16 protein-coding genes are annotated in these 20618 nt (G+C 43.8%); 9 read left to right on the top strand and 7 right to left on the bottom strand.

The genetic code is table 11. The features are described from left to right. The first annotated feature begins 76 nt into the window (after positions 1–76). The 4 genes from NLZ44_RS11440 (at position 77) to NLZ44_RS11455 (ending at position 4514) form a co-directional block, all read left to right on the top strand. The gene (locus NLZ44_RS11440) at positions 77–859 is read left to right on the top strand and encodes a calcium-binding protein (protein ID WP_111893894.1); all 783 of its coding nucleotides are present in this window, start codon (positions 77–79) and stop codon (positions 857–859) included. Between the two features lie 84 nt (positions 860–943). Continuing rightward, positions 944–1888 (top strand): HEAT repeat domain-containing protein, encoded by a 945-nt coding sequence (locus NLZ44_RS11445; protein ID WP_006625019.1) that lies wholly within the window; start codon positions 944–946, stop codon positions 1886–1888. 61 nt (positions 1889–1949) lie between these two features. Then, positions 1950–3965, top strand: coding sequence for a tetratricopeptide repeat protein (locus tag NLZ44_RS11450; RefSeq protein WP_493752823.1), 2016 nt, complete (start codon positions 1950–1952; stop codon positions 3963–3965). A gap of 60 nt (positions 3966–4025) precedes the next feature. Further along, positions 4026–4514 carry a hypothetical protein gene (locus NLZ44_RS11455; RefSeq protein ID WP_006625021.1) on the top strand — a complete coding sequence of 163 codons (489 nt, stop codon included), beginning with the start codon at positions 4026–4028 and terminating at the stop codon, positions 4512–4514. Between the two features lie 3 nt (positions 4515–4517). Here NLZ44_RS11455 and NLZ44_RS11460 read toward each other — a convergent pair whose 3' ends face one another. Genes NLZ44_RS11460 through NLZ44_RS11470 form a run of 3 tightly spaced genes read right to left on the bottom strand, consistent with a single transcriptional unit; the run spans position 4518 to position 7893 of the window. Then, positions 4518–5252, bottom strand: coding sequence for a DevA family ABC transporter ATP-binding protein (locus NLZ44_RS11460; protein WP_008048666.1), 735 nt, complete (start codon positions 5250–5252; stop codon positions 4518–4520). Positions 5253–5296: 44 nt separating this feature from the next. After that, complete coding sequence (gene devC, locus NLZ44_RS11465; protein ID WP_493752824.1) at positions 5297–6484, bottom strand: ABC transporter permease DevC; 1188 nt, start codon at positions 6482–6484, stop codon at positions 5297–5299. Beyond that, complete coding sequence (locus NLZ44_RS11470) at positions 6481–7893, bottom strand: HlyD family secretion protein (protein ID WP_493752825.1); 1413 nt, start codon at positions 7891–7893, stop codon at positions 6481–6483. Before NLZ44_RS11470 ends, devC begins: the two co-directional genes overlap by 4 nt. Positions 7894–8021: 128 nt before the next feature. Between NLZ44_RS11470 and NLZ44_RS11475 the strand changes: the two genes are divergently transcribed. Continuing rightward, on the top strand, positions 8022–8621 hold the full coding sequence (locus NLZ44_RS11475) for a TetR/AcrR family transcriptional regulator (protein WP_008048661.1): 600 nt from the start codon (positions 8022–8024) through the stop codon (positions 8619–8621). On the opposite strand, the gene NLZ44_RS11480 is transcribed toward NLZ44_RS11475, so the two are convergent. Together NLZ44_RS11480 and era are read right to left on the bottom strand one after the other, a co-directional pair. Then, positions 8604–9002, bottom strand: coding sequence for a hypothetical protein (locus tag NLZ44_RS11480; RefSeq protein ID WP_046319319.1), 399 nt, complete (start codon positions 9000–9002; stop codon positions 8604–8606). The two genes, NLZ44_RS11475 and NLZ44_RS11480, sit on opposite strands and share 18 nt — an antisense overlap. Positions 9003–9011: 9 nt before the next feature. Next, on the bottom strand, positions 9012–9944 hold the full coding sequence (gene era, locus NLZ44_RS11485) for a GTPase Era (protein WP_493752826.1): 933 nt from the start codon (positions 9942–9944) through the stop codon (positions 9012–9014). A 107-nt stretch (positions 9945–10051) separates the two neighbouring features. Between era and NLZ44_RS11490 the strand changes: the two genes are divergently transcribed. Then, on the top strand, positions 10052–11713 hold the full coding sequence (locus NLZ44_RS11490; protein ID WP_493752827.1) for an efflux RND transporter periplasmic adaptor subunit: 1662 nt from the start codon (positions 10052–10054) through the stop codon (positions 11711–11713). A gap of 36 nt (positions 11714–11749) precedes the next feature. Further along, complete coding sequence (locus NLZ44_RS11495; protein ID WP_493752828.1) at positions 11750–12967, top strand: ABC transporter permease; 1218 nt, start codon at positions 11750–11752, stop codon at positions 12965–12967. Positions 12968–12991: 24 nt separating this feature from the next. Here NLZ44_RS11495 and NLZ44_RS11500 read toward each other — a convergent pair whose 3' ends face one another. Then, a complete protein-coding gene (locus NLZ44_RS11500; RefSeq protein ID WP_493752829.1) occupies positions 12992–14134 on the bottom strand; it encodes a SpoIID/LytB domain-containing protein in 1143 nt (380 codons plus the stop codon). Between the two features lie 222 nt (positions 14135–14356). On the opposite strand from NLZ44_RS11500, the gene NLZ44_RS11505 reads away from it, so the two are divergent. Further along, positions 14357–16513 (top strand): Tex family protein, encoded by a 2157-nt coding sequence (locus NLZ44_RS11505; RefSeq protein ID WP_493752988.1) that lies wholly within the window; start codon positions 14357–14359, stop codon positions 16511–16513. A gap of 26 nt (positions 16514–16539) precedes the next feature. Here NLZ44_RS11505 and NLZ44_RS11510 read toward each other — a convergent pair whose 3' ends face one another. Continuing rightward, positions 16540–18264, bottom strand: coding sequence for a hypothetical protein (locus NLZ44_RS11510; protein ID WP_493752830.1), 1725 nt, complete (start codon positions 18262–18264; stop codon positions 16540–16542). A gap of 1243 nt (positions 18265–19507) precedes the next feature. Here NLZ44_RS11510 and NLZ44_RS11515 point away from each other — a divergent pair. After that, the gene (locus NLZ44_RS11515) at positions 19508–20578 is read left to right on the top strand and encodes an RNA-guided endonuclease InsQ/TnpB family protein (RefSeq protein WP_493752831.1); all 1071 of its coding nucleotides are present in this window, start codon (positions 19508–19510) and stop codon (positions 20576–20578) included. The last annotated feature ends 40 nt before the right edge of the window (positions 20579–20618 follow it).

Consider the following 20618-nt stretch of genomic DNA (forward strand, 5'->3'; position numbering starts at 1 on the left):
AACAAATCTATCAGGATTCTGTCAATAAACTTGGTAAAGTTTAAGCAGATATGGTTTTGAAAAGGAGTCCCAAATTATGACCAGCTTTCTAACCCCTAGCGCTAACTTAGGTATATTCGGAGTTAATGCTTTATTGGGTTCCCCTGGAGATGATATAATTTTTGCAACTCCAGGTCAGTCTTTACCGTTTCCTGATGGGATTTTATTACTAGCAGGAAATGATAGCCTCCAAGCAGGTCACATCACGGATCCCTTACTGGTCAATGGCAACCAAGGCAATGATACCATTAGTGGGGGAAGCAATAATGATACACTGTTCGGGGGGCAAGGAGATGATTTCTTGTATGGTGGACCTGGTAATGATCTCCTATTTGGAAATTTAGGGGATGATTTATTAGAGGGTGGTCCGGGAAATGATACCATTTATGGTGGTCAGGGAAATGACACGATCCGGGGAAATGATGGCGATAATCTCTTATTTGGAGATTTGGGTAATGATTTTCTCTACGGGGGATCCGGTCGCAATACCCTGATCGGTGGTGAGGGTGATGATACCTATTTCTTTGACCCCATACATAGGAGTTCACAACTGCGAGATGTTGATGAAATTCGCGGTTTTAATGTGGTCAATAATCCGTTTTTTGGTGATAAAATTGCTGTCCCGGTGGGAACTCGCATTGATGAATTGAGTTTAGAACGCGATCGCCCCGATTTGCGCCCCAGCCAAAATGATGTCAATGGTAACGGCTTAAATGACATTATTCTTGAGTTGGAAAACGGAGATTTTCTGGGGGTTCTGATTAACGATGGCAACCTGCCGCGACGGTTGCTGTTGGATATCGATTTTATTTTCATCTAAAATGGGTTAAAATGGCATCTAACTTGGGAAGTCTCGTGAATTGATGAGAGTCAACCCCCAAAGTCCTCAAACCAGGTGTTTTATATGGATAACCATGCCAAGCCCAGCGTTTTTACATCCCCCAAAATAGTCCGGTTTTGTTTTTCGGCGATGCTGTTATTAATGGGAACAACCGCCACCCAGGCGACAGCTACAGCAGAGGTAATTACTAAAATTCAGGAACTCGGTAGCGATAACCGACAACATCGACTAGCGGCGGTGAAAGTGTTAAAACAAATGGGGTCTACCGTGGTTCCGGTTTTGGTGGAAGCCTTAGAAGACCCAGACCCGGCTATCCGTCGCAGCGCGGCCTATGGTTTGGGGGTAATGGGTTTACAGGACTCCCATGCGATCGCCGCTTTGCTATCTCACCTAAAAGACCCAGACCCGGCGGTGAGAATGGATGTGGCTGTTGCGCTTCAGCAATTGGGACCTGCTTCTGATCAGATCCAAAAAACGGCGATCGCTGATTTTATCGAAGCCCTCAACCATGAAGATAAGGCGGTCAGGGAAGGGGCAACTTTTGCCTTGGGAACTCTGGGAAAAGAAGCAGCCCCGGCGGTCCCTCAGTTAATTGCTGCCCTCAAGGATAGTGATGAGGAGGTGAGGATTAGCGCGGCTATCGCCCTGCGGCGCATCGGTTCTCCGGCGGTTCCTGCCCTCACTAAGGCACTTACGGACGCGGATATGCAAGTTCGCACCAAAGCGGCTTTCGCCCTCGGTAAGATTGAATCAGCCCTGATTCCAGCTATGACCGCCGCCCTGGAAAATAGCGATCGCCAACTGCATCAGAATGTGGCTAAATCCCCGGAAAAGACCACCAATCGAAGGGTTGAGGCTAATCGTCCCTTTCCGGTCGGTTCTCAGCCTATCCGCCCTAACACCAGTCCGAGTCCTTCCCCTAGAGGTTCTCAGCCTATCCGTCCTAATTCCAGTCTCCGTCGGTCTCCTGGGGGGGGCTCCGCCTATCCCCCTAACCAGCAGATCTAGCAATTCTACTGTGGGTTATCTGTCCCCCCCCTCCAGGGGGGCTTCATCACTGAGACCAATCATGACGGATCAAATAATTTCTCCTGATGTTGAGTTGGCGACTTTTCATTGTCAGTTAGGGTCGCAATTCCTGGAGTCGGGACGGTTGGCGGCGGCGGAGTCTGAATATCAAAAAGCGATCGCTATTTGTCCAGGTCTGACTAATGCTTACTTGGGCTATGGTGCTTTATTGTTGTTGCAAAATCAACCACAACAGGCTATAAACACCTATGAAAAAGCCCTTCAATACACCAGCACCCCGGAAATTCTTTCAGCCCTAGGGTTGGCTTGGTTAGCCCTAGGAAATGAACCCCAAGGCTATTATTATCTAGGATGGTCAGCCTCTTATAGTTGTGACTATCAAACAGCTATTAATTACTATAATCAGTATTTGGCAAATTGTCAAGAGTACGAATCATCTATTAATCTGGAAGTTAAGGTAAACCTGGCTAACTGTTATCAACGGCTAAATCAATATAATTATGCAGCGGCTATCTATCGCGGTTTAATTGATGAATTCCCTCAAGTTGTGGAACTTTATGTTAACTTGATTTTATCATTGTCAGAAATCGGCGAAATTGCGGAAGCTATAACTATGGCGACTGTGGCTGTTAATAATTTTCCTGATCAGATTTCTCTCAAGTTTGCCAAATTGCGATTATTCCCGATCATCTACAATACTACTGCGGAAATTTTCGCCTCTCGACAAGGGTTTGCTAAAGACCTCAACGCCATGATTGAGGAAACCTCGATTTTTGATAATGCTACCCTCCAGGCTGTGGGAGAAGGGACAAATTTTTATCTGCAATATCAGGGAGATGAACAGTTATTTAAAGGTGGTTTGTCTGAAAAAAACTTACAGCGCCAATATGGGGATTTTTTACATCGGGTAATGGTCGCCCACTATCCCCAATGGCGAGAAGCACCGCCCCCTAGACGCAGGGCAAAATCTGAGAAAATTAGAGTTGGTTATATCTGTTCGTTTTTACAATGGCACACGGTGGGTAATCTATTTTTAGGATGGGTGAAAAATAGCGATCGCCAAAAGTTTCAGGTCTACTGTTATTATACCGGACAGGAAGCGGATCAGATTACGGATTTATATCAACAATATTCGGAGGGATTTTATCATATCTATAATAACATTGAACAAGTCAGCCAACAAATTTATAGCGATCGCCTGGATATTCTGGTATTTTTAGAGTTGGGAATGTGTCCGCAAACCCTACAAATAGCCGGACTAAAACTCGCCCCTATTTATTGTGCTACCTGGGGACATCCAGCCACTACAGGATTACCAACTATCGATTATTTTATCTCCGCTGAATTGCTGGAACCTGCTCACGCCGAAACTTACTACAACGAACATTTAATTTGTTTACCTAATTTGGGGATTTACCTAGACCAGCCATCATTTCCCCCCTTAGAAAAATCTCGGTCAGATTGGCAGATATCCGCCCATGATATCATCTATTTATCCTGTCAGTCTCTGTTTAAATATTTACCCCAATATGATGATATTTATGGTAAAATTGCCCAAGGGGTAAATCAAGCTAAATTTGTATTTATCTCCCATTGGTATCAGGAAGTTACCGCCAAATTCCAAAATCGTCTGTATGCTGCTTTTGACAAATTGGGTTTGTCGGGGGAAGATTACTGTCTATTTTTGCCCCGTTTAAATTATGCCGAATATCTGCAATTACAGAGTTTGGCTGATGTGGGTTTAGATACGTTTCAGTTTACCGGATTTGCGACTACCTTAGATGCGATCGCGGCTAATTTACCCCTAGTTACTCATGAGGGTACAATCATGAGAAGTCGCCAATCAGCGGGGATTTTACGGCGCTTAAGAGTTACCGAAACCATCGCCTCTTCCGAAAGCGAATATATAGAAATTGCGGTAAAATTAGGGTTAGACCATGAAACCAGAACCGCCATTAAACAGAAAATCAAAAACCGTCGATTTCGTCTGTATAATGATTTAAAATGTATTGAGGGATTAGAAGAATTTTATCAAACTTGTGTCCCAGTTAAATAGGCTCAATTCCGGTAGGGTTGATTATAGTTCGATGTCAATATTTGCGAGTGATATAATTATATGGGTTCGTCAATTTTAGTTAATTTAAGAGAGGCATTTTTAACCGCCCCAGGATTTTGGGAAAGTTGCCTTAATCCTAAATTAGGTAATTGGTGTAAATTAGTAGAAGGAATAGACCGCAGTCAGACTGATGGTTATTCGATTGAGGGACCTTTTGTGAGTCAAATTGACCAATCAGCTTTACAGGTTCCGGGATTATATCTTTATTGTCAAAAAGGAAGGCGAAAACGGGGAAATTGCGATCGCTTATATACCCTCTTTGTGTTGGAACCTGACGGGACGGTGAAAGTAATTCATGAAATGAAAACCGCCAGCCGCGACTGGGCGATTGAATTATGGCCGCCAATAGAAGCCTATTTTAATAGTCAAACCCAGTCGGTAGAAAAACGCCGTCAACAGTTATTAGCGGAAATTGAATCTTTGGAATTTCAACTGAGTCAGCGGCGGTCAGAATTATTAGCTTTAGAAACTAATTATGACGGGGAATAACAGTTAACGGAGACTAGAGGTTAGCTTTCCGTCTTCCATGGTAACAATGCGATCGGCGATATCTAAAATTCGGTTATCATGGGTAACTAATAAGATAGTACAACCCTGTTCTTTAGCTAGTTTTTGCATGAGATTAACTACCTCCCGTCCCGATTTACTATCGAGGGCGGCGGTGGGTTCATCGGCTAAAACAAGAGGGGGATGGCTAACTAAAGCCCTAGCAATAGCTACCCGTTGTTTTTGTCCCCCAGATAGGTCTTCTGGGTAATAATTAAGGCGATCGCCTAGTCCAACTTCTGTTAATATTTCAGCAGCATGGTGGTGCATTTCCTCTGGGGAAAAAGTGCCGTGCATTTCTAAACCCATCCTCACATTTTGTAAAGCTGTTAAACTACGGTGAAGGTTATGGGCTTGGAAAATATAGCCGATTTTTCGGCGAATCATTACTAACTGATTATCCTTAGCCCCACAAAGTTCTTGATTTAATATTTTTAAACTGCCGAATTGAGGCGATCGCAAAGCCCCTACCAAGGTCAAAAGGGTAGTTTTTCCTGACCCTGAAGGCCCAGTCATAATCACAATTTCTCCCGATTTAATATCCAAATTAATATCAAACAAAACCTGCTTTTTTAAATTTCCATGACCAAAGTCATGATTCAGACTGGTAATTACAATCACCGAATTTTTGCCCGGTTCTGAAATACCGGCATTGATAATATTCGCCGAATTCATAATCATCTTCCCTGGTGTTAACCCCCTAATTGACAACCCCTGATCTCAATCTAAAAAATATCAGCCGGGTCAGCCCCCTGAAGTTTCCGGGTAGCTATACCCCCCGATATTGCACACATAATAATTGTTAAAATCAATACTTGAACCGCCCTAAATAAAGTAATATAAACAGGTAAATTGGTAGCATTTCTAGTTATGGCATATAAGCCAATAGAAATCCCCAAACCTGGCACAAAACCTAATAGGGATAAAATCAAAGCCTCCTCCCACACAATTGACAATAAATAAATAGTCCGATAACCCATAGCTTTAAAAGTGGCGTATTCAGCCAAATGAGAAGCGACATCAGTTGACAATACCTGATAAACAATAATAGTTCCCACGACAAAACCCATTGCTACTCCCAAATTAAACACAAAACCCACAGGAGTATTAGCCGTCCAATAATTCTTTTCAAATTGGATAAATTCAGCCTTAGTTAAAACCCGAACATCATCAGAGGGTAGATAGGCTTTTAACAGGGCTTGAGTTTGCAAAATATCCGCCCCTGCTTCTATTTTAATCAAGCCGATATTAATACTCTTTGATTCTTGTCTGGGCATCAGGCGCAAAAAGTTTTGATCACTGGTCATTAAACTACCATCAGCGGCAAAAGATGCCCCCAGTTCAAATAAACCAGAAATAGTAATAGTGCGCCGTTCGATTTCCGTTGTCACCCTTTCTCCCCGGTCTATAGATGTGATCGCTTGTTGATAATCTCCCCTAGCTTCCCGGTCAAATAAAACCCGATCTGGTAACTTAATATCTGGTAAATTGGGATGATTTTTGATAAAATCAAAAGCAGGTTTATCTGGATTAAATCCCAGCAGCAAAATCGCGGTTTCTTTCTGGGTTTGGGGATTTTTCCAAGTTTTGAGAGCGACATAAACAGGTTCCACCGACTCCACCCCCGGCACATTCATTGCCTGATAAAGTCGGCGACGGGTAAAAGTAGACATACGGGTTAAGTTCAAAGCCTGGGGACTAACTAACACTAAATCAGCTTCTAAGGCTCGATGGAGACGAGTATTACTATTATATAATGCTGTCTGAAATCCTAACTGCATAAACATCAAAATATCAGCAAAAGCAATACCGGCGATCGCGACTAACATCCTACCTTTATCATGGGTTAACTGTAACCATCCTAAAGGAGTCCGTCTAGCTAATTGTTGTAAAGGCTTTATCAATTTAATCATTGTTCAATGACCACTACTACTTGTAAATTAGTTAACCCAGCCACTCTCTGACTGGAAGTTTCATCTAAACGCACCCGCACTTCCACAACCCGGCTATCAATATTGGCAGAAGGGTCAGCATTAATCACATCTTGCCGTTGAATTTGTAAACCTACCCGATCCACAATCCCCGATAATTCCCCCTCTAAAGCCGCGCTAGTAATCCGGGCAGATTGTCCAATTTTAACCTGGTGAATGTCACTTTCATAAACTTCAGCGATCGCCACCATTTGCCGAGTTTCTCCCAGTTCCAAAATTCCCAAATTATCAATTTTTTCTCCAGGGTGAGCATGAATTTTTAAAACTTGCCCATTTCTGGGGGCAATAATTTCAGCTAAAGCCAAATCTGCCTGGGCTTGTCTTAGGGCAGCTTGGGCTGATCTTACCTCCGCTTCTGCTACCGCTATATCCACAGGTCGCACTTCTGCAATACGATTAAGGGTAGCCATGGCTTCCCGAATTTGTTGTGTTCCTCCCCGGTCCATACCATCTAAATTAGCCTTAGCTTCCTCAATCTGCTGTTGTTTAGCTAACCGAATTTGGGTTAATTGAGCCTGGGTTTCTTGAATTTGCTGGTTATAAGTATTTTCAATGCGAATTAAATTAAACCGTGCCTCCTGTAACTGTTCTTCTGTCGTTATCCTGTGCAACCGTTTTAAATTCCATAACTCCTCAGAAATTGCCCCCTGTTGATGCAATTCCTGATAGCGATGTTCATCATTTACAGCATTGTTATATTCAGCCTCAATGCGGTTAATTGTTGCCTGGGCAGCCTGCCATTCCCCCTGCTTTTGAGCCTGTAAACGGGCGATTTTGGCTTCTGTCGCTACAATATCGGTGCTGCGTTCGGTCTCTAAACGGGCAATCATCGCCTGTCCCGCCTGCATATTCGTTAGCCTTTCGGTCTCTAGGCGGGCGATAGTAGCCCTAGCCGCTTCGAGTTCCCCAATTTTCGCCCCCGCCTTAATTTGCTCGAGTTTGGCTGTTGCTAAACCTACCTGTTCCTGGGCCTTTTCTAGGGCCGCTAGAAGGCGATCGCGACTATCTAAAATTGCTATCACATCTCCCTCCTGCACCCAGTCCCCCTCCTGGACCAGCAACTGCTGAATTAGGTTATTTTCCATCCCACCGGAAGCAGAAATTGAGACCACCTCTCCTTCAGGTTCCAATCGCCCCAAAGCAGTTACCTTGATTGATACGGGTAGACTAGCTACCGCTAAGGGCATTTCCTGGCTTTCCTGGGTAGACTGCCAAAACATATAGCCAGCAACACTTCCTAACCCTACAGTGGCAACCATCGCCCAGGTGGTGATCCTATGGCCTAGGAAACCAGTTGAGGTGAAATCTCTGGTGCTGTGGGACTGTAGCATAACATATCTCTCCCCATAATTAAACTAGACTGTTTAGTTTACTTTTCAAGTATACTAAACGGTTTGGTATAATGACAAGTAGATCACAAAAATTCACAAGGACTGCCACGGCACGAGGAGAGAATTAGATGGCCAAGAGACAATCTCACCCAGAGACAGGGATGGCCCCCAAAGCAGAACAAATTCTTCAGGGGGCGATCGAGGAATTTCTGGCCCACGGCTTTGCAGCTACCAGCATGGATCGGGTAGCTAAAACGGCTGGAGTATCAAAAGCCACCCTATATAATCACTTTGGGGATAAGGAAAGTTTGTTTAGTGCCTTAACTGAATATTTAGGGGAAAAACGAATTTTGGACTTTGTAATTGAGGAACCAGAAGACCCGGCTATATTTTTAAAAACATGGGCAACTGCAATTTTTAATCAAATCTTAAATGACCCAGAATTGCTGTGTTTTTTGCGCTTAATTATTGGGGAATCAGGAAGGTTTCCAGAACTAGCCCAAGCCTTTATTCGTAACGTTGTCAAAGTCGGAATTAATAGGCTGACTAAGAGTTTAGAATCTTACCCACAACTCAGGTTAGCTGATGCGGAAGTAACTGCTAGGGTAATTATGGGAGCATTATTACACTACTTACTCATCCAGGAAATTATGCACGGTGAAGAAATTATGCCCATGGAACGCGATCGCTATATTGAAGGTCTGGTAAAATTAGTAATAACGGACTAAGGCGACTCGTCCAAAACGCTGATCAATTTCTATAGCCATGATCTCAATTTCGGGAATTGCCGGATTAGCATAAATAGTGGTTTCTCCGAGAGGTAAAGATAAACAGCAATTAAATATAGGCTGTCGGTGTTCTGGGGGTAAAAATTTATCCTCTCCCATAGCCATAACTGCGGCATTACAAAAAGAAAGCTGACCCTCTAAATTCAGAACCCCAGCCGGAGTAGTAAACTGTTCACACCAGCGGAGAGTTAAAAACCATTTCGCGTCTGACAGTCTTTTAAATACGCGATCTGGCTTCGGATATTGCAGGACTTTATATCCTCCTTGAATAGCCACAACAGTGCCGCCCAAAAAACCAAATATAGTGCCGATATCGCTCATATTGCCCCCTTATTCTTCGACCCGATAACCCAACTCAGCCAACTGATTTCGCGACTGTCGCCACTTAGGTTGAACGCGCACAAACAACTCGAGATAAACCTTTCCATCTACTAACTTTTGAATTTGTTGGCGGGCGGCGCTACCAATAGTTTTGAGCATTTGTCCGCCCTTCCCAATTAAAATGCCTTTTTGGGAAAGACGTTCGACATGAATGGTGGCTAAAATGCGGGTAATCTTAACATCTTCCTCTACTTTATCAATAGCGATCGCCACAGAGTGCGGTACTTCCTCGCGGGTGTGTAGCAAAATCTGTTCACGAATTAACTCACCCATAATAAACCTTTCCGGTTGGTCAGTCACTAAATCGGGAGGGTAATAATAGGGACCGGGATCTAAACTGTTAATTAACAGATTTTGTAATGTTTCTAGCCCCGCACCAGTAGAGGCAGAAAACTTGACCATTTGCCATTGATTAGCCTCAGCAAACTGCTGATAACTCTGGTCGATCGCCTCATATTGATCTGGCTGTAAGTCCCACTTATTTAAACCCAAAATCACGGGGACTTTAGTATGAGTCAGTAAATCGACGATATAGCGATCGCCACCCCCCGACATCACCGAACTATCCACCACAAAGACTAACACATCCACGGAGGCGATCGCCAATTTGGCATTCTTTACCAACACCTTACCTAACTGATGATGTGGCTTATGAATTCCCGGCGTATCGACGAAAATAATTTGAGCGGACTCAGTAGTAAGAATTCCCCGTAAGCGGTTACGAGTAGTTTGAGCGATAGGAGAAGTAATCGCAATTTTCTGTCCTACCAACTTATTCATCAGAGTTGATTTCCCCACATTGGGGCGGCCGATAATGCCGACAAAACCTGATTTGTAGCCTTCTGGCGCGACCGGAATACTCACCGGAAATATAGAGTCCATCTTTCCAATTACCTAAAATTTTGATAAAATTGATATATGACTAACTGATCAGATTAAATCGCAAATAATCATCGAGTTGGTCAGTTCGTGGATCGAGAGGAACCATAATGTTAACAGATCCCAAACCCGAAACCGAGTCCCCTAACGGTCTCGTGAAGCATGACTTCCAACCCCCAGCAGTAGCAAAACCGCCCCGACGTAGACCAAAATGGTGGGCGATCGCACTACTGGCTTTAGGAATTCTCGCCGTTCCCATGGTCGCGCACCGAGTCTATCATCGCAAGCCTAACTCACTACAAATGGTAGAAGCCTTGACTGTACCAGTGGAAGCCAAGGATCTGACTGTAACCGTTAGGGCGAGTGGAGTTGTACAACCCGTGCGCCGGGTCAATTTGAGTCCCAAAACTCAAGGGCGTTTAGCTCAATTGTACGTTGAACAGGGCGATCGTGTCGAAGCCGGTCAAATTATTGCGCGCATGGAGAGTAACGAAGTTAAAGCCCAGGAATTGCAAGCCCAAGCCAGGTTAGAACGCACCCAAGCCATCTTAGATAAACTGCGCCATGGCTCCCGTCCTGAAGAAATTAACAGAGCCCAGGCTAGGCTAGAAGGTACTCAGGCACGCCTAGCAGAGTTGCAGGCTGGAACACGCCAAGAAGAAATTGCCGTGGCATCTGCGAGGCTTAGAGAGGCGGAAATTCGCTTATTTGATGCCCGATCGGGGAGCCTGCAAAATGAAATTGACCAAGCGCAATCAAGAATACAAGCTAATTTAGCTGAGTTGGAATTGGCCCAAGGACGGGTACAGCGCTATGAAGAATTGAAAAGTCAGGGGGCTGTTTCTGAGGATACTTTGGATGGCTATAGGCGAGATCAACGCCGCTTGGAGGCTTTACAGGATGAGGCTAAACAGCGACTAGCACAACTTCAGGAAAATAGGCGATCGCAAATTGAACGATTGGAAGCTACCGTTGAACAGGAACGTCAGAATTTGCGACAGTTACAAAATGGCACTCGTCCTGAAGTTATCAGACAGGCTGAGTCTGATGTTACCGAGGCGCGCAGTCAGTTGAATGAGTTGGAAAATGGCACTCGTCCTGAAGATATTGCCGCCGCTGAAGCTGATGTCCGCGAGGCTGAAAGTCAACTGCGCTATTATCAAGTGCTGTTAGAAGATACTAATATTCGTGCGCCTTTTGCCGGAATTATTACTCAAAGATATGCCGTTGAGGGCGCTTTTGTCACTCCGGCTACTTCCGCATCTGATGCTAGTTCTGCTACCTCTACTTCAATTGTCGCTTTGGCTAAGGATTTGGAAGTTTTAGCCAAAATCCCCGAAACTGATATTGTCCAAATTGAACCATTACAAAAGGTGGAAATTGTCGCCGATGCTTACCCAGATCAGGTCTTTGAAGGTGCAGTGCATTTAATCGCCCCGGAAGCTATTAAAGAACGGGATGTTACCCTGTTTCAAGCCAGGATTGATATTCGCACCGGACAGGATGTATTACAGTCGGGAATGAATGTTAATTTACGGTTTGTCGGTCGCCAACTTAATCAAGCTGTTGTGGTTCCGACTGTGGCGATTATTACTAATCGGGGAAATACCGGTGTACTCATTCCTAACCAGGAAGGTCAACCAGAATTTCAACCGGTTACTATCGGTTCACAAATTGGTAATGAAATCCAGATTTTGCAAGGAGTTACTACAGGCGATCGCGTTTTTATTGAATTGCCACCCGGACAAAAACTTGAAGATATTATACAATAAAATAGCATCTCAATCCTTAACTACTTATCCCTAATTATGCATATTGTAGAAAGTATCAAAATGTCCTCGGCGACATTATTGGCTAATAAAATGAGAAGCAGCCTAACTATGTTAGGCATTATTATAGGTAATGCCTCAGTTATTGCTATGATAGGTATTGGAGAAGGCGCGCAAACCTTTGTCGAAAATCAAGTTAATTCCTTGGGTCCTAATGTATTATTTATTGTACCCGGAAGCCCGGAAGCCCAGAGAAGACCTGTTTATCCCCCTCAAAATTTAATCCTAGAAGATGCACTGGCGATCGCTGAACAAGTCCCCTCAGTCGAAGCCATTGCCCCTTCCTTAACAGCTAGTGAATTAATCTCTTATCGGAGTAGGAATGCCTCCGCTTCTATAATTGGCACTACCCCAGAATATATGAGCGTTCGTAGCTTTGATATTGCCCAAGGAAGGTTTATTTCTGATTTGGATATTCAGCGAAATGAACAGGTAGTCGCCCTCGGTTCAGAAATAGCAGAACAATTATTTGGTAATGAAGACCCCATCGGTAAACAAGTCCGACTCAAAGATATTACATTGCAGGTAATTGGAGTCATGCAACCCAAGGGTTCAAGTTTAGGAAGTAATGAAGATATGAATGCTTTTATCCCCATTACCACCGTGGCTAATCGCATTACTGGGCGCAATTCTCCCTATGGTTTACAAGTTACCTTTATTTCCGTTTCTATTAAAGAAGCACATCAGATGAGGGCGGCACAATTTCAAATTGAGAATTTGCTACGTTTACGACATAAAATTACTGATGAAGATGATTTTACGGTTCGTAATCAACAGGATTTAATGAATATCCTCGGACAAATTACTGGCGCTTTAACCTTGATGTTAGCAGCCACGGCGGCGATTTCCTTGTTAGTTGGGGGAATTGGAATTATGAATATTATGTTAGTTTCCGTCACAGAAAGAACCCAGGAAATTGGTCTGAGAAAAGCTATAGGCGCTTCCCCAAATGATATTCTCATTCAGTTTATTATTGAAGCGATTATCTTATCTGTAGCCGGGGGATTAATTGGTACAGGTTTAGGTGTTAGTGGTGTGTTACTGGTGGGAATACTAACACCTTTAGAAGCTGGAATTTCCACAAGTGCGATCGCAGTCGCGGTCAGCGTTTCTGGGGGTATTGGCTTATTTTTCGGTGTAGTTCCCGCCAGACGCGCCGCCGCCCTTGATCCAATCGTCGCCCTCCGCAGTATTTAATAGTTGATAGGCAATGAATAATTATTATTGGACTTGGATTCTAGCGAGAGTTGTATTTCGATAATAATGGGCGAGAATTTGCTGATAATTATATCCAGCATTAGCTAAACTATAAGCCCCCCATTGACTCAAACCCACACCATGACCAAAACCGCGACCAGTGACTACAAAATTGCCAGAAGCATTGTTACGATCCACCCTAAATCTGGTGCTACGCAACCCCAAAGCCCTAGCAATATCCTCACCGCTAATAGTGCGAGTTCCGCCACTTCCGACAACTCTCATGGAAATTACACTTCCAAAAGCGGAGGTTCTTTCTGGTGTCATAGAGGAAATTTGACCAACTCCTGAAATGCGGTTACTAAGGTCATTAGTGGAAAAAGTCCTTGTCCATTCAAAGACGGGAGAACCACTATCAAAATCTGGAACCCCCCGCAGGTAGGGTAAGGGATTTTCCCAGACATCCTCAACATTTTCGGTGTGACCCCCAGAGGAAGAATGGAAAACAGCCAAAATCACCCGACCATTGTAAGTTAACACCTGACCTGCTGTCGCCCTAACCGCCGTCTGAGTCCCTGGCGACTCCCCAGACACACCGCGATAGACCTGATAGGTTTGAGTATCCCCCAAATCATAAATCTGACTGCTATTATTTTGGCGCTTATACAGTGCATAGGTCCGCGCCGCCACAGCTTGGGCTTTCAGGGCTTCCTGGGGCCAATTTCCCCCCATTTCCGCCCCTAGGACACTGTAGAGATACTGATCGAGATCGACATAATTAATAGCCATTAGCCCACCATTGCGCTGGACTAATAACACCCGCCCCCGATACCAATTATCACCTATCCATACTTTGCCATTTTGGGAGGGTTCGACCCAAATTTGACCTGCTTTCCATTGACTGAGGGATACCTGACCAGATGCAGATTGGGCGACAGTTGCGCCCATATTGGGAATTTGTCCCAAGACCCTACCGCTACCGTCGCGCACTGTTGCTGGGGTGGAACTTCCGACTTTAATTTGATTGCTGTCAGTGGTTATCGCCACCCGCATTAACACGGAAGCGGCTGCTGGGGACATCATCAGCAGCCACAGCAGCAGGGATAGCCAGCCATAACGCTGGAGGGGACGAATCAAGAGTGAAACCAAAAATATTCCTGAACTCATATCTTAACTATCAGATGTGGGAGATACAGCTTGTTCACCAGTCGCTTAATACATTGCCCTCACCCTAAATCTGGATCCCAGAGAGGGAGAGGGACTTTGAGAGGTGATCAGATGATTTCTGAACAGGCTCTACTGACCTTGACTGTACTATTGGCGAGGGTAGCATTTACAATAATTTTGTATACCAAGCTCAGGTCACAAAATCAAGTCGGTTCAGATTATATGCTTAATATTACTCAAATTCTAGTTCAGGAACTTTCGTTAAAACGGGTTCAAGTTGAAAATACATTGGCATTATTTGCGGAAGGGGCGACTATTCCATTTATTGCACGTTATCGCAAAGAAATGACGGGTTCTCTTGATGAAATTCAACTGCGGACTCTGGCGGAAAGATATAGTTATTTAACTGAACTTGAGGAACGAAAAAATAGCATTTTGGAGGCGATCGCCTCTCAGGGAAAACTCACGGATGAACTCCAGACCCAAATTGATAACTGTTTGTTAAAAACGGAACTTGAGGATTTATATCTTCCTTACCGTCCCAAACGTCGCACCCGCGCCACTATGGCTAAGGAAAAAGGATTAGCACCCCTAGCTGAGTTGATTAGTTCCCTTAACCAACCCCAAGCGCCCAAGGTTTCCCTAGAGTCAGAAGCGGCTCAATATATCGATGCAGAAAAGGGGGTTAAAACGGTGGCAGATGCCCTGGCTGGAGCCGCCGACATTTTAGCGGAACAGGTGGCAGAGACGGCACATTTAAGGGCAGATGTGCGCGATTTTTTAATCAATGATGGTGCGTTTGTATCCAAGATTAAAGATGATTACCCAGAAGGTTCGACTAAATTTGAAATGTATCGGAATTTTCGGGAAAATGTGATGGATATTAAACCCCATAACCTGTTGGCATTATTCCGGGGAGAAACTGAGGGGGTTCTCAAGGTGGATTTAGATTTTGATGAGTCTTTGGTGCTGCATCATTTGGAATCTCAAGTTATTCGCATTAAAAATAGGGAGATTCGCCAGTTTTATCAGGATATGATTAAAGATGCTTTTAATCGTCTGATGAAAAATTCATTAATTAGTGAAATTAGGAGCGATCGCAAATCCTACGCAGACCTAGAATCTATTAAGACGTTTGAAGCTAATTTGCGGGAATTATTACTATCTCCACCAGCGGGAATGAAGCCTACTTTAGCTATTGACCCTGGTTTCAGGACAGGTTGTAAAGTGGCGGTATTGTCGGAAACTGGCAAGTTTTGCGAATATCAGGCAATTTTTCCCCACCAGTCACAGTCACAACGTCAACAAGCGACCAAAACGATTCAAGACTTAATTAAAAAGTACAAAATCGCATTAATTGCTATTGGAAATGGTACGGCTGGACGGGAAACGGAAGAGTTTGTTAATCAGGCGATCGCCTCTTTAGAATCTCCACCTATTACGGTAATGGTAAACGAGTCTGGTGCTTCTATTTATTCGGCGAGTGATGTCGCGCGGGAAGAATTTGCTGATTTAGATCTGACAATTCGGGGGGCGATTAGTATTGGTCGCCGCCTCCAAGACCCGTTAGCAGAATTAGTTAAAATTGACCCCAAATCGATTGGTGTCGGACAATATCAACATGATGTTGACCAAAAATTACTCAAGAAAAAACTTGATGAAACGGTAGAAAGTTGTGTAAACTATGTGGGAGTTGAATTAAATACGGCTTCCCAACAACTCTTAACTTTTGTGTCTGGAATTACTCCCACTATCGCCCAAAATATTGTTAAATATCGCAATGAAAATGGGGCATTTAAAAATCGTAAACAGCTTTTAAAAGTGGCGAAATTAGGGCCGAAAGCATTTCAACAATCGGCGGGATTTTTGCGGATTCGTGGGGGTGTTAATCCCCTAGATAATACGGCGGTTCACCCGGAAAGTTATTCGGTAGTTGAACAAATTTTAGCGGATGTGGAAATCCCTTTAAATGCGATTAGCAAAACTGCTGAAAAACTCAAAAAAATCGACTTAAAACGCTATGTAACAGATACGGTCGGCTTACCTACCCTCAAGGATATTATCGCCGAATTAGAGAAACCTGGACGTGATCCACGCGCTGAGTTTAAATATGCTACTTTCCGGGATGATATTAAAGAGGTGTCGGACTTAAAACCGGGAATGGAGTTAGAGGGAATTGTTACTAATGTGGTTAATTTTGGGGCTTTTGTAGATGTAGGAGTCCATCAAGATGGGTTAGTTCATATTTCCCAATTAGCCGATCGCTTTGTGGAAGACCCTCAACAAATTGTCCGGGTCGGACAGGTGGTGAAAGTCAAGGTTTTGGAAGTCAACGAAAAGTTAAATCGGATTAGTTTATCGATGAGAATACGCAGTTAAACTCAGACTTACCCCCGGCTGCTTCCCTACAATTGGACGATCGCCAAAGGTTCTGTTAACACTTGGTGATATTCCCGTGAGAGTTGCTGAAGATATTGTAGACACATTTCTGACCTTTCTAGGTTGACAAAATAGCTAGAGTCAACATCTTGGTAAAAAATCGCACCTTGGTTAATTATATCGATTTCAGGATGTTTAGATATGGGAACAATTATGGGGGTGTCTAATTCCGAGGGAATGAACCCGGCGGGTAGTTGACCTTTGAGGATAGCTAAAATCTGAGATTTACAGCAACGAGTATTCACGCCTCTTTCTTCTAAACGAGTCATCACCTCTGGGATAGATAAAGGTAAATCCCCCAACACTCGCAGCAGTTCACCCAACAAGAAATAATCCCCATATTGTTGGCTAGAATAATTCAACAATTCGGGAAATAAAGGAAGTCTGGCTAAACCTTTGGCGATCGCATAATTACACCAAGATTCTGGGTCAGTAATTGAGATCATACTAGCATTAGGTAACTTTTGGCGTAGCCATTGACTCAACACCGACCATGAACCATTACCACCCCGACAAATCGCCCTTTTAATTCCGACGGTCGAAACCCCAACTTTACTAATCAGATGATTGAACTCTCGGTTGAGGTTCTTCACAAAAGGAACTAACACGCGACGATCTAACTCATTAGCGGTAACTTTTACTTGATTTTCTTGTATAGAAATAGTCACATTTTTGCCAGCTTGTAAACTTGGTTTTTGGGATTCTATCGCATTGATTAAAGCTGATAAAACCAACTTTTGTTGAAGGCGATCGCGGTGAGTGCGTTGGGATGTTCCCGGAGTAGGTAGGACTAAATAGGAACCATCCCAATCAATCATATTTTCGGCGCAAAATTGACAGATAATATCCAAATTTACATCATAGCCACCATAGGTCACACTGACACCAAAACAGTCAGCATAAGTTAAATCATGCTCCTGAGATATTCCCATCACCATTAACTCGGTGGTAGCAGCACCAGCATCAATAATTAAGGTAGGTTCGTCTATTTTCGGTTCCCATTCACTTAACCAAGTAGCGATCGCATCTTCCAACATCCAAATTTGAGAGGGACTCTTGACCAAACCCGCCGCCAAAATGGTTTCCCGCAGATTAAAAGCATAAGCATGGGAAGCCTGAGCCGGACATCCTACCACCACCCCCGATAAACTATCTAAAGCAGTTTGGAACTCCTGATCAGTTAAACCATTAGCACCAGATTGATAGTTTTTCGGTAAAGTCAAATCACCATCTTCGCTGTCTATATTGTCACCCCCACCTTGAGGAGAAATAGTCGATAATAGCAACTGTAAAGCCTGCTTAAACGTCCCTAAAAATAACTTTTGGGTTGGGGATACCTCAAGCAGGGGACAGGGCGCATAATCCTCACCAAAATGATGGGGGATAGCCCAACTCAGATAAGGTTTAAATCCTTGTAAAACTTCTGTTTCCCCTATTTCGCCGCCGGATTTTCGATGCAAGTAGACGCGACTGGGAAGGCGAAAAATGCGATCGCTCTCCTGAGAATCACTCAGCCAATATATAGGGTAAACAGCCTCAGTCAGGCGATCCCAAAGTGCGGCTGATATTCCGGTCGTCCCGACATCCAGCCCTAGATACCATCGATTTGAGGAATCGTCCCCAAGCGTGGATACAACAGATTGATCTGGGGGTAAATCCGATCCCCCTAGGCTTGGTGTTTCTGATGTCACTGTCCCGACTGATTGAATGTTTCCTCAGTATATCTCAGGATGATCACAAAAAACTGGGAATTTTTCCCTAGGCGATCGCACTATGGCGACAGTTGCTGCTATGATCCTTCCTGTTGGTGATGAGGAGCAAGAATTTAATCCAAGATTTGCTTGACATCTTATGACAATAAGGTACAATACCCCAAAAGATTCGCAACTCAATAATGAATATACGATAATGAATATACGGTCAAACCCCAGACCATGCCAAATTTCCCTGACGACATACTCATTAAGTCGGATTCTTCATGGTAAAATCCAATCATGGTGCGAGACGTTTAGGAGTCAAATAAGGCTGCAATGCCTGAAATAACCTCCTAGTGGGACTTTCACCCCTTGGTGAAATATAAGGGACTCGTACCCTGACCATCCCATAACTGTTTATATGTCCCAACGTTTGGTATAGAAATATACAAAACAAGGCAGGGAACTCAAGGTCAAAACGCCCAACTGGAAATATTAATGATTCCTTAACAATTGCGTTGAGAGTAACGGCGATAGCCACCCCCAGTTTTGGGAATCATAACCCCAGGATTGAAGCGGGGAACGGAAGGCGTGAAGTAGAACCTACTACCAAATGCGACCACTGCCAACCATCCATGATTAGGGAAACCGAATGTCCGGCTTGAACCATCGTAATGATTTAGCAGCGAAACAGGTTGATACGCTGCGTTCAAAAGAGCAAGGGGAAAAGTAGGGTAATCATGACATCACCTACACAGACTTTTAAAAGTACCCCGGTGGAGAGGACAAATCTAAAGATGGAATGCCCGTATAAACGGAACGTTTAAACCCCTTTTAGGCTCTCAAGTGGCAGGATGTACCTGCGGAGTAGTGAAAGTGTAAGCGTATACCTTTAAGGGGAAAGGATGTGACTGAAAGCCAATGCCTAACTGTAATGGTTAGGATATGCCCACTAGTCACGGTGTGGATATAGAGACTGCGACAATTAGGAGTGTTTACGACGAAAGCGAGTTTAAACACTACGATGTTGTATTTAGCTCCAAAAGTTGAAATCACAAAAGCAGGGAGTCGTTACCCTGTTCCCGATGTCAAAAGGGGTATCCACATCAGGAGCCGTGTGATGTGAAAGTATCAAGCACGGTTTTGAATTGGAGTTGGGGAAGGCGACTTCCCTTTCGACCATAACCCTTACAAAGCTTTCCGGACAAAACTAAAACTCAATGACCGTCAAGCTACCTTGATGGCCAAACACGCGGGTTATGCTCGGTTCGTGTTTAATTGGGGATTACACTTATGGAGGTCAGCTTATGAAGAGGGACTCAAGCCTAACGTCAACTCCATCAAAAAGGTTTTTACGAATTATGTAAAACCTCAATATCCTTGGATGTCTGAATTGTCTTCTAAAGTTTATCAATATGCCTTCATTAATCTAGGGGATGCCTTTAAGCGCTTCTTCAAGGGAATAAGCAGTTATCCTAAATTTAAGAAGAAAGGCCACCATGATAGTTTTACGCTTGACAATTCCGGAAAGCCATTCAATCTGTCAGGAACTCGCCATAAGCTGCCTTTTGTGGGCTGGGTTTCTACATTTGAGGCTCTACCCGAAAGTTGGGTTAAGAAAGTCACTATAACGCGCCAAGCAGGTGACTGGTATATGAGCTTTTTCGTAGAAATCACACCAGAAATCACACCGAAATATCGAGAGAGAATCGGGGTAGACCTAGGAATTAACAATTTGGCGACTTGCTCCGATGGGACCCAATTCTCTAATCCCAAGGCTTATAAAGCAGCCACCCAAAAACTAGCTCGATTACAACGTCATTTAAGTCGCAAAGTCAAAGGCTCGAAAAATTGGGCCAAATGTCTCTTAAAAGTTCAAAAGCTACATCAAAGAGTAGCAAACATTCGGCGGGACACGATTCATAAAATAACTACTTTCTTGGCTAAGAACCACAGCCAAGTAGTCATTGAAGATTTGAATGTGTCAGGTATGCTGAAAAATCATTGTTTGGCGGGTTCTATCGCTGATGCTTCATTTTATGAGTTCCGTCGTCAACTAGGTTACAAGGCAGAACGTTATGGTTCAAAGTTGATTATTGCCGATAGATTTTATCCATCCAGTCAACTGTGTTCTAATTGCGGTTATCGTCAAAAAATGCCCCTAGTCCGTCGGACTTTTGAATGTCCAAACTGTGGCCTGAAGATTGATAGAGATTTGAACGCCAGTAGAAATTTAGAAAAATCGCCTGGTTCAGACGATTACACTTGTGGACGGGGTGCTGCCGACAGTCCCGGACGAAGCAAGAAATAAACATCAAGATCCGGCTATGTCCCGTTTTGTTTAAGTTTTA

The organism is Arthrospira sp. PCC 9901 (genome assembly GCF_059013425.1).